The 14,268-nt window shown below is 70.6% G+C and carries 11 protein-coding genes; 8 read left to right on the top strand and 3 right to left on the bottom strand.

The features are described 5' to 3' along the window. Nucleotides 1–58: 58 nt before the first annotated feature. Both OWC43_RS15500 and OWC43_RS15495 read left to right on the top strand, forming a co-directional pair. Complete coding sequence (locus tag OWC43_RS15500) at nt 59–1,264, top strand: efflux RND transporter periplasmic adaptor subunit (protein ID WP_393957306.1); 1,206 nt, start codon at nt 59–61, stop codon at nt 1,262–1,264. A 109-nt stretch (nt 1,265–1,373) separates the two neighbouring features. Then, nucleotides 1,374–1,601: a hypothetical protein gene (locus OWC43_RS15495; RefSeq protein WP_137828346.1), complete on the top strand. Its 228-nt coding sequence runs from the start codon at nt 1,374–1,376 to the stop codon at nt 1,599–1,601. Nucleotides 1,602–1,614: 13 nt separating this feature from the next. Here the strand turns inward: OWC43_RS15495 and OWC43_RS15490 are convergent, their stop codons facing one another. After that, nucleotides 1,615–3,684 (bottom strand): methyl-accepting chemotaxis protein, encoded by a 2,070-nt coding sequence (locus OWC43_RS15490; RefSeq protein WP_393957305.1) that lies wholly within the window; start codon nt 3,682–3,684, stop codon nt 1,615–1,617. A 341-nt stretch (nt 3,685–4,025) separates the two neighbouring features. Between OWC43_RS15490 and OWC43_RS15485 the strand changes: the two genes are divergently transcribed. The 3 genes from OWC43_RS15485 (at nt 4,026) to OWC43_RS15475 (ending at nt 9,415) form a co-directional block, all read left to right on the top strand. Further along, nucleotides 4,026–4,472 carry a cupin domain-containing protein gene (locus tag OWC43_RS15485; RefSeq protein WP_393957303.1) on the top strand — a complete coding sequence of 149 codons (447 nt, stop codon included), beginning with the start codon at nt 4,026–4,028 and terminating at the stop codon, nt 4,470–4,472. Between the two features lie 341 nt (nt 4,473–4,813). Beyond that, nucleotides 4,814–7,918: an excinuclease ABC subunit UvrA gene (gene uvrA / locus OWC43_RS15480; protein ID WP_393957302.1), complete on the top strand. Its 3,105-nt coding sequence runs from the start codon at nt 4,814–4,816 to the stop codon at nt 7,916–7,918. Nucleotides 7,919–8,437: 519 nt separating this feature from the next. Continuing rightward, nucleotides 8,438–9,415 carry a transporter gene (locus tag OWC43_RS15475; RefSeq protein WP_137828348.1) on the top strand — a complete coding sequence of 326 codons (978 nt, stop codon included), beginning with the start codon at nt 8,438–8,440 and terminating at the stop codon, nt 9,413–9,415. Nucleotides 9,416–9,669: 254 nt separating this feature from the next. Here the strand turns inward: OWC43_RS15475 and OWC43_RS15470 are convergent, their stop codons facing one another. Continuing rightward, the gene (locus OWC43_RS15470; RefSeq protein WP_393957301.1) at nt 9,670–10,488 is read right to left on the bottom strand and encodes an anti-sigma factor domain-containing protein; all 819 of its coding nucleotides are present in this window, start codon (nt 10,486–10,488) and stop codon (nt 9,670–9,672) included. Beyond that, complete coding sequence (locus OWC43_RS15465) at nt 10,485–11,060, bottom strand: sigma-70 family RNA polymerase sigma factor (RefSeq protein ID WP_393957300.1); 576 nt, start codon at nt 11,058–11,060, stop codon at nt 10,485–10,487. The genes OWC43_RS15470 and OWC43_RS15465 overlap by 4 nt, the downstream gene beginning before the upstream one ends. Before the next feature lie 273 nt (nt 11,061–11,333). Here OWC43_RS15465 and OWC43_RS15460 point away from each other — a divergent pair, with 273 nt between their 5' ends. From OWC43_RS15460 to trmFO, 3 genes are all read left to right on the top strand, one after another. Next, on the top strand, nt 11,334–12,308 hold the full coding sequence (locus tag OWC43_RS15460; protein WP_137828350.1) for a S1C family serine protease: 975 nt from the start codon (nt 11,334–11,336) through the stop codon (nt 12,306–12,308). 158 nt (nt 12,309–12,466) lie between these two features. Beyond that, nucleotides 12,467–12,694, top strand: coding sequence for a hypothetical protein (locus OWC43_RS15455; protein ID WP_393957299.1), 228 nt, complete (start codon nt 12,467–12,469; stop codon nt 12,692–12,694). Nucleotides 12,695–12,815: 121 nt separating this feature from the next. After that, the gene (gene trmFO / locus OWC43_RS15450; protein ID WP_393957298.1) at nt 12,816–14,243 is read left to right on the top strand and encodes a methylenetetrahydrofolate--tRNA-(uracil(54)-C(5))-methyltransferase (FADH(2)-oxidizing) TrmFO; all 1,428 of its coding nucleotides are present in this window, start codon (nt 12,816–12,818) and stop codon (nt 14,241–14,243) included. The last annotated feature ends 25 nt before the right edge of the window (nt 14,244–14,268 follow it).

Genomic DNA, 14,268 nt, shown 5'->3' with positions numbered 1-14,268 from the left:
CCCCACCTGCCGCGCCGCCCCGCCGGGACGGGCCCGCGGCGCCGGGAAGGGGGGCTTCGTGCGGTCAGGCGTCGGTTTCGTCATCGCCGGCATCGTCATCGGGGCGATGGGGATCGCGGGCGGCGCGTGGTGGGGGATGGGCCGTCCGATCCCGGGCTTCCTCGCCCACCATCTCAAGGTGGATCAGCGCAACAAGGCCAAGCAGAAGGAGGAGCCGGCGCTCGCCGTGAAGGCGGTGCCGGCCGAGCAGGCCGAGGTTCCCGTCGCCTTCGAGTATACCGGCACCATCGTCTCGCCCCGCGACGCGGAACTCCAGGCGCGGGTGACCGGCATCGTGGTGGAGCGCGCCTTCGAGCCCGGCGGCCACGTCAAGAAGGGCCAGGTGCTGTTCCGGATCGATCCGCGGCCCTTCGAGGTGGCGCTGCAATCGGCGACCGCGCTCCGCGATCAGGCCAAGGCCACCCTCGACTTCGCCCAGGCCGAGGTGAACCGCACCGAGCAGCTCGCCGACAAGGGCTTCGCCACCGAGCAGCGCGCCCAGCAGAACCAGTCGAACCTCGCCACCGCGACCGCCAAGCTCAACGAGGCGGAAGCCGCCATCGCCCGGCAGAAGCTCAACCTCGACTACGCGGTGATCCGCGCGCCGATCGACGGGCGCTCGTCGCTGTCGCTCACCAATATCGGCGACATGGTGATCGAGAATCAGACCCGGCTCGTCTCGGTGGTGCAGGTGAACCCGATCGACGTGCAGATGGCGCTCTCCTCCGAGGACGCGGAAGCCGTTCGGGTGGCGCTGGCCGAGAAGAGGGCCAAGGTCCAGCTCCTCGACGTGCAGCGCGAGCCCGTGCGCGAGGCCACGATCTATCGCCTCGACAACCGCTTCGATCCTCGCACCGGCCGCCGGCTGATCCAGGCGTGGCTCGACAATGCCGACGAGCGCTACCTGCCCGGCCGCTTCGTGCGCGCCCGCATCGAGGTCGGACGCCAGGAGCGGCTGCTGGTGCCGACCATCGCGCTGTCGGCCCAGCTCGACCAGCAGGTAGTCTGGACGGTGGACGACCAGAACACGGTTCACATGACCGCGATCGAGGTCGGGGATGCCTACGGCGACCGGACCGCGGTGCTCAAGGGCCTCAAGCCCGGCACCCGGGTTGTGGTCGATCACCTCCAGAGCCTGAGCCAGAACCTGAAGGTCGAGCCGCGGGTGAGCGAGCCGGTGAAGGCCGTCGAGAACACGCCCGCCGCCGGCGAGGCGCGCCATTGATGCCGATCGTCAGGGGAGAGCGAGGTCCGGGTCTTGCGGCGCGGACCGCGCGCGCAGCCCCGGCCGTTCCCACCGGGACACGCGCGAGACCAGGAGCGAGACAGGGACGATGACGCTTCTCACCATGCCGGCCTTGCATGCCCTCGTGTTCGTGCTGGGCTGCGCCCTGATCCATGCCGCCCGCGCCCATGCCGCGGCCCTGGCCCGCGTGCTGACCGAGGCGGTGCTGCTGCTCGCCATCCTCCTGCTGGTCAGCGCCGCCATCAACTCGGCGGTCGAGGCCACCCTCGGCGGGACCGGCCCCTACGATGGGATCGTGGCGCTGGACACGCCCTGAGCCGGGTCGCGGGTCAGGCCGCCCGCACCTGCTCCAGGAACCCGCCGACCTCCCGCCTCAGGGCCGATGCCTGACGGGCGAGGTCGCTCGCCGCCCCCAGAACCTGGGTCGAGCCGGCGCTGGCGCCGACGGCGGCGTTCGCCACGCCCGCGACGGTGTCGGAGACGGTGCGGGTGCCGTGCGATGTCTCGACCGTGGTGCGGGCGATCTCGACGGTGGCCGCGCCCTGCTGCTCGACCGCCGCGGCGATGTCGCCGGAGATCCGCGCCAGCGCGCGGATGGTGCGGCCGACCCCGCCGATGCCGGCGACCGACGCTTCGCCCGAGGCGGCGATCTCGGCCACGCGCCCGGCGATCTCCTCCGTCGCCCGGGCGGTCTGACCGGCGAGCTCCTTCACCTCCGCCGCGACGACCGCGAAGCCGCGCCCCGCCTCACCGGCCCGGGCCGCCTCGATGGTGGCGTTCAACGCCAGGAGGTTGGTCTGCCCGGCGATGTCCGAGATCAACCCGACGATCCGGGCGATGCCGCCCGCGGCCCCCGCCAGCCGTTCGACCTCCGCGGCGGTGCGGGCGGCGTCCGCCTCGGCATGGGCCGCGGCGCCGGCCGAGGCGACGACCTGCCCGCCGATCTCGCGGATCGAGGCCGACAGCTCCTCGGTCGCCGCGGCGATGGTGTCGGAGGCGCGCGCCGCCTTCTCCGAGGCCGCCGCCGCCGCCGCGCTCAGGGCGGAGGTCTCGTCCGCCGCCGCGTTCATGGCGCGGGCGGCGCCCTCCAGCTGCTGGGCCGCCGTCGAGACCGCCTCGACGATGCCGCCGACCCGGGCCTCGAAGCCGTCGGCGATGTCCAGCATCGCCGCGCGGCGGCGCGCCGCCTCCTCCTGCGTGCTCTGTTCCCGGGCGGCGCGGGTGCGGGCCCGCTCGGCCACGCTGTCGCGGAACGCCGCCGCCGCCGCCGCGATGGCGCGCAGTTCGTGCGGGCCCTTCACCGGCACCTCGACCGTGGTGTCGCCCTGCCCGATCGCCGTGAGGGCCTTCGCCATGCGGCTCAGGGGCCGTGCGATGGCCGAGCCGAGGGCGAAGGCGAGCGCCACCGACAGGGCCAGCATCGCCAGCAATCCGGCGGACCACAGGGCGGCGGCCCGCTCGGCCCGGGCGCGGGCGGCCCCCGCCTCCCGGCCGAGCGATCCGGTGAGCCGATCCTCGATCGCCTTGAGCCCGTCGATGCGCTGGGTCGCCAGCCGGAACCAGCCCTTGGCATCGGTGAAGGCGGGCGCCTGGCCCGGCACGGTGCCGAGGGCGATCCCGCGGATGCGGGCGACCGCGCGGGCCGGCTCGGCGGCATTGGCCGCGTCGAGGCTCTCCACGTCCTCGGCCGGGCTCGCGGCCCGGAACAGTCGCTCGTAGGTGTCCTGATCGGCCGCGAGGCCGGCCAGCCTGCGGTAGCCCGGCAGGTCGAGGCTGCCCGCGGCGAAGGCCGCGGAGGCCGCGGCCCGTTCCTGGCCGGCGACTTCCTTGAGCGACAGGAAGGCCGAATAGGCCGCGATCCGCGCGCCCACCGCCGGGTCGGCGGCGACCTGCCCGACCTCGCGCACGAGGGTGAGCGCCTCGGCGATGACCCCGGAATAGAGCGCGAGATTGGCCGGCACGGCCGTCTCCAGGCGGTCGACGGCGCCGCGATGCGGCTCGATCCGGCCCAGGGCCACCCGCAGGGCGCCGGCCTTGCCGGCGACGCCCTCGCCCGCCTCCACCGGCTCGGCCGCCGGGGCGATGGCATCGAGCGCGACCAGAAGCGCCGCGCGGGCGCCGTCGGTCAGCTGCCGCTGGGCGGCGAGTTCGGGACCGAATTGCGCGCCCTTCGAGCCGAGGAACAGGGACGAGGCGCCGCGCTCCTTCTGCGCCTCGTGCACGAGGGCGCTGATCCGCGCCGACAGGCCGACGAGCGACTCCATCCGGGCCATCGTCCGGCCCTCCCCGATCCGTCCGTAGGCCGCCTCCCCGGCCACTCCGGCGAAGGCGAGACACGGGATCAGCGCCACGGCGACGATGCGCCCCCGCAACGAGCCGAACATCTTCGGTCCGGTCATGGGCGAACCGGATTGTCCGTGAATGGATGAGTTCAGCATCGCGCGGCCATCGTTCAGTATTTGCGGGATGCGGCATGCGTTCTGTTCGTAAACAATCGGTTGTCTTCTGTATTTATTGATCAAAATTAGGCAATTTGTATAATTTTTGTGCGGCGGGATCATAAATTGGGCGGGCGCGGTATCGCCCTCCGGGCCCTGGGTGGCGGTTCATCCGCCGGTACCAGCCGTCCGGCCTCCGACCGACTCCATCCCCTCGCCCCACCGGCGGAACCCCACGAGACCGGCCGTCTTGGATCGCAGGCTTGCGATACAGGCGCGGCGGCGCGAACCGGAGGACGAGCATGACGGCATCCGACCAGGGACAGAGCGGGGCGGGCGGGCGCTTCGACATCCATGCCATCGCCCGCGGCCTGCCGGAGGAGGCCGCGACGCTCCTCGTCGATGCCTATCTGTCCGACCGCGCGGCGGCGAGCGTCCGGGTCTTCCGCGTCTATCGTCCGACGCCGCCGCATTATCACGCCACCTGCGACGAGGCGCTCTACTGCGTCTCGGGCCGCGGCACCTTCTGGATGGGCGATGCCTCCGGCGAGGCCGAGTTCGGCCCGGGCCATCTCCTGCTGTTCGACCGGGGCACGGTCCACGCCCTGCCGAAGATCCTCGAAGAGCCGCTGGTCTTCCTCTCGGTCGATACCCCGCGCCGGGCGCCGACCGACATCGTCTTCGTGAATCCGGAGGACGGCACGCCGGCGACCTTCATGGCGCGCAATGCGGAGGGCGGCGGGACTTAGAGCATCGGCCCGGACGGGGGTTGCCGGCTCACGGGAGAAAGCCGATGCGGCCTGCGGGTCCGTCACGCCGGCTGTCGGTGCCCCCTGCCCGCACAGCGGCCACGTCCCTGCGGAACCGCCGATCTCGGCCATGCGTCTGCGCGGAGCGGAGTCTGCGGCGCCCGCGCCACCTTGCCGACTTGATCGGCGTTGCCGTCGTACCCGTTCCGTTCTAGTGGTTTCGCGCGGCGCGGAACCCATCTGCGTTTTCGAAACCTGTTCCCGCGCAGCACACCCGCCCAACGCTTCGACGGCGCATCGGCGCGGTGACTTCGGCACGACCGCGAGAGAATTCGTCGCCCATGGCCACAGCCAAAGCCCGCAAAGCCGCGACCGCGGCCGGCAAAGGGGTCGAAACGGAGAAGCAGGCCGATGCCCGCCTCGCCGCCCTGTTCGACGCCGCGGCGCCCTCGGCGCGCGACACGCGCGTGATCTCCGTGCGGGGTGCCCGCGAGCACAATCTCAAGAACGTCGATCTCACCATCCCGCGGGACAAGCTCGTGGTGTTCACGGGGTTGTCCGGCTCCGGCAAGTCGTCGCTCGCCTTCGACACGATCTACGCTGAAGGGCAGCGCCGCTACGTCGAGTCGCTCTCGGCCTATGCCCGGCAGTTCCTGGAGATGATGTCCAAGCCCGATGTCGATCAGATCGACGGGCTCTCGCCGGCCATCTCCATCGAGCAGAAGACGACCTCGAAGAACCCGCGCTCGACGGTCGGCACCGTCACCGAGATCTACGATTACATGCGTCTTCTCTGGGCGCGGGTCGGCATCCCCTACTCGCCCGCCACCGGCGAGCCGATCGAGAGCCAGACCGTCAGCCAGATGGTCGACCGGGTGCTGGAGCTGCCGGAGAAGACCCGGCTCTACCTGCTCGCCCCCGTCGTCCGAGGGCGAAAAGGCGAATATCGAAAAGAAATCGCCGAATTCCAGAAGAAGGGCTTCCAGAGGCTTCGCATCGACGGGGAGTATTACCCGATCGACGACGTGCCGAAGCTCGACAAGAAGCTCAAGCACGACATCGACGTGGTGGTCGACCGCATCGTCGTGCGGGCCGACATCGCCGCGCGCCTCGCCGATTCGTTCGAGACGGCCCTGGAACTCGCCGACGGCATCGCCGACATCGAGTTCGCGGACACGCCGGAGGGCGAGGCCCCGAAGAAGATCACCTTCTCGTCGCGCTTCGCTTGCCCGGTCTCGGGCTTCACGATCCCCGAGATCGAGCCGCGGCTGTTCTCGTTCAACAACCCGTTCGGCGCCTGCCCGACCTGCGGCGGCATCGGCCACGAGATGCGCATCGATCCGGAGCTCGTGATCTCGGATGCGGCGCTCTCGCTGAAGCGCGGTGCGGTGGGGCCCTGGGCCAAATCCACCTCGCCCTATTACGATCAGACGCTGGATGCGCTCGCGCGCCATTTCGGCTTCAAGACCACCGTCCCGTGGTCGACGCTGCCGGCCACGGCCAAGCAGGCGATCCTCTACGGCACCGGCACGGAATCGGTGCGGTTCGACTACAATGACGGCCTGCGCTCCTACTCGGTCAACAAGTCGTTCGAGGGCGTGATCCCGAATCTGGAGCGGCGCTACAAGGAGACCGAGAGCGACGCGAGCCGGGAGGAGATCGGCCGCTTCATGAGCGCCACGCCCTGCGAATCCTGCGGCGGCAAAAGGCTCAAGCCCGAGGCGCTGGCGGTCAAGATCGACCGGCAGGATATCGGCGAGGTGACGGCTCTCTCGGTGCGGGAGGCCCATCGCTGGTTCTCCGAAATCTCCGAAAAACTCACGGACAAGCAGAACGAGATCGCCGTCCGCATCCTGAAGGAGATCCGCGACCGGCTGACCTTCCTGGTCGATGTCGGCCTCGAATACCTCACCCTCGCCCGCGGGTCCGGCTCGCTGTCCGGCGGCGAGAGCCAGCGCATCCGCCTCGCCTCGCAGATCGGCTCGGGGCTCACCGGCGTGCTCTACGTCCTCGACGAGCCCTCGATCGGCCTGCACCAGCGCGACAACGAGCGCCTGCTCGGCACGCTCAAGCGCCTGCGCGATCTCGGCAATTCGGTGATCGTGGTCGAGCACGACGAGGACGCGATCCTGCAGGCCGATTACGTGGTTGATGTCGGGCCGGGCGCGGGCATCCACGGGGGCGAGATCATCGCCCAGGGCACGCCGCAGGAATTGCTGAAGGACCCGGCCTCGCTCACCGCCAAGTACCTCACCGGCGAGCTCTCGGTGCGCACCCCCAAGGTCCGGCGCGATCCCGGTCGCGGCATGCTCACCGTGGTTGGCGCGCGGGGCAACAACCTCAAGGATGTCACGGCCAAAATCCCGCTCGGCACCTTCACCTGCATCAGCGGCGTGTCGGGCGGCGGCAAGTCGACCCTCGTCATCGACACGCTCTACAAGGCGGCGGCCAAGCGCCTGAACGGCGCGCTGGAGCATCCCGCGCCCTTCGACGCGATCGAGGGGCTGGAGCATCTCGACAAGGTCATCGACATCGACCAGTCGCCGATCGGGCGCACGCCGCGCTCGAACCCGGCGACCTATACGGGCGCCTTCACCCCGATCCGCGACTGGTTCGCGGGGCTTCCCGAGGCCAAGGCCCGCGGCTATCAGGCGGGGCGGTTCTCCTTCAACGTGAAGGGCGGGCGCTGCGAGGCCTGCTCGGGCGACGGCGTCATCAAGATCGAGATGCACTTCCTGCCCGACGTCTACGTCACCTGCGACGTGTGCAAGGGCAAGCGCTACGACCGCGAGACGCTGGAGGTGCGCTACCGCAACAAGTCCATCGCCGACGTCCTCGACATGACGGTCGAGGAGGCGGCGGACCTGTTCAAGGCCGTCCCCTCGATCCGCGAGAAGATGGAGACGCTGGCCCGCGTCGGCCTGCACTATGTCCGCGTCGGCCAGCAGGCGACGACGCTGTCCGGCGGCGAGGCGCAGCGGGTAAAGCTGTCGAAGGAGCTGTCCAAGCGCGCCACGGGCCGCACTCTCTACATCCTCGACGAGCCGACCACCGGCCTGCATTTCCACGACGTGGCCAAGCTGATGGAGGTGCTTCACGAACTCGTCGACCAGGGCAACACGGTCGTCGTGATCGAGCACAACCTCGAGGTCATCAAGACCGCCGATTGGGTGATCGACATGGGACCCGAGGGCGGCGACGGCGGCGGCAAGGTGGTGGCGCAGGGCACGCCCGAACAGATCGCCGCCAGCACGGCGAGCCATACCGGGCGCTTCCTGCGCGAGGTGCTGGCCCGCCGACCGGCCCCGACCGCCAAGTCGACGGTCAAGTCGACCGCCAAAGTAGGGGCCAAGACGGCGAAAGCGTCGCCTGCTCCACAGGCAGCGGACAAGACCGCCGCGCGGCGCGGGCCGGGCACGGGCCGGAATCGTCAGGCGGCCGAGTAGCCGCCGGCACGGGCCCCTCCCTCGCCGTGAAATGGGGGCGGGGCTCGGAGCAACGGAACGATTCGTCGCCGACCCTTCGGCCTCTCCCGGCCGATGCCTCCGCGCGCTCTTGCTGCGCTGCGAGAGGCCCGGGCATTCTTGCGCAATCGGCCCAATGCCCCTGCCGAAGATGCCCGGCCGTCGATGAGGCCCAACGAGTTGAGGACGCTTCGTAATTCAGGGGCGCGGCTCGTCTTGGGCGACCGGACCCACTGGTAAGATATCGTTAAGGATTCCGTTGCTCTGCAGCGAAAATGCGGCTTTTGCGCAACGGTGTGACCCGAACTGCTGAGATTGAAGGCAATCCCCTGTCTTTCGGGAGCGGTCTGTAGAATAGTTCCCGTCGTCGAGACTTGAGGTGCGGCCGTAAGGGGGCGTCGGCATCGGGCCAGTTGAACCTGCTCCAGAGAGCGGAATGACGGTCTGAAGATGCGGGGGCTACGGGGCGGACGCCTGAAATCCTTGGGAAGGAACGAGAAAATGATGAAGAATTGGCTCGCTGCGGGCGCGATTGCGCTCACGGCCGGAATGACGACGACCGTCGCGCAGGCCCAGACCACCACGGTCCCCGGCGAGCAGGTCGGCCTCGCGGTCGGCGCCCCGCTGCCCGAGGGCGTGTACGCCATCAACACCTTCACCTACGGCGGTCGTGATCAGGGCGCGCTGGACGTCGGCGTGAACATTCCGATCCTGGTTTGGGCGACCCCGTGGGTTCCGCTCGGCGGCCGTCTCGAGTTCGTCGTCGCTCCCCCGACCGTGTTCGCGTTCGGCAAGAACAGCGGCCCGGGCGGCATCCGTGACTTCTCCGTCAACGTCGGCACCTTCGTCGGTGGCATCTGGGCGTTCGACCTCGGCGGCAACTTCGGCGTCAGCTTGCTCGGCGGTGTCTACCTCAACGAGGCGAACGGCGATCGTGGCGTGGCTCGCTTCAACAGCGGCGCCGTCGCTGTGAACCCGGTCCTGCCGTTCCTGGCCTCCAACACCTACCGCTTCGGCGTGGCCGGCAGCTACACCGGCGACGGCTGGAACGCGACTGCCAACCTGACCTACAACTTCTACGATTCTCCGGCGACGTTCAGCGGCAACAACACCTTCGGGACCCGTGGGCCGTTCAACATCTCCGACGCGATGAACCTCGACCTGACCGCGACCAAGAAGTTCGGCAAGTTCGAGATCGGCGCCATCGGCTACGGCACGGTCAACCTCGACCCGAACCTGCTGAACCGCGTCGGCGACATCGGCAGCGGCCGGATCGGTCGCGGTGGTCGCTTCCTCCTCGGCGGCCTCGTCGGCTACGACTTCGGCGCCTTCACCACGCAGTTCTACGTGGCCCGCACGGTCGCCCGTACCGCGGACTCCTTCGACTCGACCGAGGGTTGGTTCCGCATCGTGGCCCCGCTCTACTCCCCGCCGGCTCCGGTGGCGGTCGCCCCGGCTCCGCTGGTGCGCAAGTACTGATCCGAACCGGGGACGCCGCTCGCGGCGTCCCCAAGCCCCCACGGGCAAAACCGTCCGGCCGCGAGGCCGGACGGTTTTTTGTTGTCGGATCCAAGCGGTTGGTCGAATGCGGACCGGAGATCGTTTTTTCCGAAAACCGCCATCCCCATTCGGGTCGATGCTCGCCGCACAGGGAACAGAGTTCCTCGCCCGGAGTCTTCGCTCCGGCCGCCAAGTCGCTGCGAAAATTGGAATTATAGATCCAGCGCCCGAAGCTATTCCGGGATCAGCTTGCCCGAATAGACCACTTGGCCGGTCGGCTGGCCGGTGGGCGAGCCGCCCGGCGGCTCCACCGAAACCGCGAGGGTGGCGCCGGCGCCGCTCCCGGTTCCCGGGGGCAGGGCGAGGCGGGCCGGCTCTGTGCCGACGAGGCCCAGCGGCCGCGGTGCGGCGCCCGCGCCGATATACCAGAGTTCCAGACTCCGGCCGGCCGGGGCTTGGGCGGCGACGGGGCGGACCTGCACGGTGCCGCTCGCGCTATCGACGCTGACGATCAGGGCCGGCAGGTCGCCGCCGCTCGTCACCACCGCCACGGAGCGCGGGCTCGGAACCGCTGCAGGTTGCGGCCAACCGGTCAGCACCAGCGCGAGGCCCGCCGCGGCGAGGCCCGCCGCACTCCCCGCCCCCGCCGCGGCGCGGCGCCAGAACCGGACCTGCCGGGCAAGGTCGCGCAGGCGATTGTCGTTGGCGGCGGCCCCTCCTGCCGTGCCCGAGGCGATCTCGTCGCGCCCGCCCGCCGGCCTGTCTCCCCGCCCGGCGAATGCTTCCGTTTGCGCCGCCGCGCCGCCCGACGGCAAAGCCGCGGCGATCCGGGCCCAGATTTCGGGGCTGGGCCGAATCGCGGGCACCGCCCGCGTCAGGGGGCCGAGCCGCCGCTCCCAGGCGCGCAGGGCCGCCTCCGTCGCCGGATCGACCGTCCGCTCCAGTTCGAACGCCGCCCGCTCGCGCGCGTCGAGGGTGCCGAGCACGTACTCGGCGGCGCGCAGGTCGCGCTCCCCGCCCGCGCCGTCTCCGACCGGCCGACCGCCGCTCATGCGATCGTCTCCAGGCAGGATTTCAGGGACGCCAGCGTGCGGTGCAGCCAAGTCTTCACGGTGTTGACCGGTCGATCATAGCGCGCGGCGAGCTCCTCCCTCGACCAGCCCTCGCAATAGGCCAGCACCACGCAGTCGCGCTGGGTCGGATCGAGGCGCGACAGGCAGGCGACCAGGGCGTCGCGGTCGAGGATCGCGTCCTCGCCGCCGCCCGGTGCGGTCAACCGTTCCCAATACGCCTCACCGGATTCCCCCGACGGCATCGTGACCTCGCTTCGGCGACGAACGCCGTCGATGGCCCGGTTGCGCGCGATGGCGCACAGCCAGGAAAGCGGTGCTCCCGCCGTGGGGACGTAGGATCCGGCGGCGTGCCAGATCCGCAGATAGACATCCTGAAGCACGTCCTCGGCCAAGCTCCGATCGCGCTGGATACGGAGGATGACCCCGAGAAGTTTCGCGGCGGTCTGATCGTAGAGCGCCCGCAGCGCCGCCTCGTCCCCGCCGGCGATCCGCGCCAGCAGGTTTGCCAGCAACGCGTCGGCGCCGTCATCGGCCCCCTCATGCGACGTCACGGTTCGCTCCCGTCTCGATCGGCGCGGTGGAGGGCATCCGGGTCGGATGGAGCATGCGGGCGGGCACGGGGCGTCCGTCTGGCGGGAGCATTGCGGGCAACCTATCGGAGGCGAGGGGCGGGCGCCATCGTCCCGGGCGAAGCTTTCGGTGCATGTCGGATGGTCGGAGGGCGGCGGCTGTCGAGGACGTCTTCGCCGCCTATGTTCTGCGGGATGCCGGATGCCCGCCAATCGGGGCGGATCGGCTTCGGGACATCGCGAGAGAGGGATCGCATGGCCGCGCACGGCGAATTCAGGATCCCGGCCGCCCAGCAGCCGAAGCCCGGCGATTACGCCTATGATCTCGATCGGACGCTCGCCTCGGTGGTCTCGCTCTCGGCGCGCGTGCCCGCGGAGGCGTTCACCGCCGAGACCCTCGGCACCGAGCGGGCCGGCAACGGCGTGGTGATCCGCGAGGACGGCCTCGTGCTCACCGTCGGTTACCTCGTGATCGAGGCGGAGAGCGTCTGGTTGACCACCCATGACGGGCGCTTCGTTCCCGCCCATGTCGTCGGCTACGACGCGGTGACCGGCTTCGGCCTCGTCCAGGCGCTCGGCGATCTCGGCCTTCCGGCCCTCCGGCTCGGCCGCTCGAGCGCCCTGCGGATCGGCGACCGGGCGGTCATCGCGGGCGCGGGCGGACGCGGCCACAGCCTCGCGGTCGAGTTGGTCGGGCGCCAGGAATTCGCGGGCTACTGGGAATACGTCCTCGACGAGGCCCTGTTCACGGCGCCGGCCCATCCGCATTGGGGCGGCACCGCCCTGATCGGGCCGGAGGGCGAATTGATCGGCATCGGCTCGCTCCAGCTGCAGCAGGGCGGCAGCGCGGGCGCGCGGGCGATCAACATGGTCGTGCCGATCGAGCTGCTGCCGCCGATCCTCGCCGACCTGGAGACGCGCGGCCGGGCCGACCGTCCGCCCCGGCCCTGGCTCGGCCTCTACGCCACCGAGTCGGAGGACGGCGTCGTGGTGATGGGCCTGACCGACAAGGGCCCGGCGGAGGCCGCCGATCTGCGCCCCGGCGACCTGCTGGCGGAGGTGGCCGGCGAGCCGGTGGCGGATCTGGCCGGCTTCTTCCGGCAGGTCTGGGCGCTGGGCGAGGCGGGGGTGCGCGTGCCGCTGACGATCAACCGCGACGGCCGCTCGCTGCGCCTCTCGCTGACCTCGGTCGATCGCGAGCGGTTTCTGGTGGGGCCGAAGCTCCACTGAGCGGGTTCGTGCCCATCCGTAGGGATGGCCCTGCGCCCACCCACGCTTGCATTCGGGTCTTCGGGATTTAATCTCGGGTCATCGTCGGCAGGGGGATCCTGGGCGCCGGCGGCTGAGAGACCGTCGTGCTCCCGCCCGAACGGACAGGGAGACGGGTCTTGCCCCTCTTCGTCGGACCGCCGATCTGCCCGGAACTGCCCGCCGCCTATCGCGTGCTGGTCCTGAGCCCGAGCGGTCGCGTGCTCGTGAACGAGCCGATCGCGGCGGCCAGCGACACCGAAGCGGTGGCGGTGGCGCGGCAGCGATCGGGTACGGCCCCCACCGAGCTATGGGACGGCGTGCGCTTCATGGAGCATTTCCCGCCGCGGATCGGACGCGCCGCCTGATGCGGCCCCCGCTCTCGGACCTCGTCCGGCGCGGCCACGCGATCCTCCCGCCGCGTCGCGAAATCCCGCCGGTGGCGCGCGTCGCATTGATCGCGGGCGCCGGGGGCTCTATCCCGGCGGGATGACCGATCCGATCCATATCGTCGGCGGCGGCTTGGCCGGCTCCGAGGCCGCGTGGCAGATTGTGCAGGGCGGCGGGCACGTCGTGCTGCACGAGATGCGGCCTCACCGCGCCACCGAAGCCCACCAGAGCGACGGGCTCGCCGAACTCGTCTGCTCGAACTCGTTCCGCTCGGACGACGCCAACGGCAACGCCGTCGGCCTGCTGCATCAGGAGATGCGGCGCATGGGCTCGCTGATCATGCGCGCGGCCGATGCCCACCAAGTGCCCGCGGGCGGGGCCCTCGCCGTCGACCGCGACGGCTTCTCGCAGGCGGTCACCGCCGCGCTCGAGGCGCATCCCAACGTCCGGATCGTGCGCGAGGAGGTCGCCGGCCTTCCCCCCGAGGAATGGGGCTCGACCATCCTGGCCACCGGCCCCCTCACCTCCCCGGCGCTCGCCGAGGCCGTGGCCGCGCTGACCGGTAAGGAATCCCTCGCCTTCTTCGACGCGATCGCCCCGATCATCCACCGCGACTCGATCGATATGAGCAAGGCGTGGTTCCAGTCGCGCTACGACAAGGCGGGACCGGGCGGGACGGGGGCCGATTACCTCAATTGCCCGATGGACCGGGCGCAGTACGATGCCTTCATCGCCGCGCTGATCGCGGGCGAAAAAACCTCGTTCAAGGAATGGGAGGCCACGACTCCCTATTTCGACGGCTGCCTGCCGATCGAGGTGATGGCCGAGCGCGGCCCCGAGACCCTGCGCCACGGTCCGATGAAGCCGGTCGGGCTCACCAATCCGCACGATCCGACGGTGAAGCCCTGCGCCATCGTTCAGCTGCGCCAGGACAACGCACTCGGCACCCTGTTCAACATGGTGGGCTTCCAGACGAAGCTGCGCCATGCCGAGCAGGTGCGCATCTTCCGCACGATCCCGGGGCTGGAGAACGCCGAGTTCGCCCGCCTCGGCGGCCTGCACCGCAACACCTACCTCGATTCCCCGCGCCTCCTCGACGCGACCCTGCGGCTGCGTGCCCGGCCCGGCCTGCGCTTCGCCGGTCAGATCACCGGCTGCGAGGGGTATGTCGAGAGCGCCGCCGTCGGGCTGATGGCGGGCCGCTACGCCCTCGCCGAGACGCGGGGGGAGAGCCTCGCCCCCCTGCCCCCGACCACCGCGCTCGGCGCGCTGATCGCCCATATCACCGGCGGCCACATCGAGGCGGGAATCGAGGCGGAGGCCAACGCGCCGCGCTCGTTCCAGCCGATGAACGTGAATTTCGGCCTGTTCCCGCCGCTGGATCGCATGCCGCGCAACGAGACGGGCCGGCGCCTGCGCGGTCCCGAGAAGGCGGCGCTGAAGAAGCGGGCGCTCACCGACCGGGCGCGGGCGGACCTCGCCGTCTGGCTCGGGGGCGACGAGACGCCCCTCCGGGCGGCGGAATAGGCGCCGCAGAGTCCGAGAGCCGGTC

The organism is Methylorubrum sp. POS3, assembly GCF_043352485.1.
Taxonomy (GTDB): Bacteria; Pseudomonadota; Alphaproteobacteria; order Rhizobiales; family Beijerinckiaceae; genus Methylobacterium; species Methylobacterium suomiense.
The sequence above is the reverse complement of the archived record's forward strand: the minus strand, read 5'-3'. Positions and strand labels throughout refer to the sequence as shown.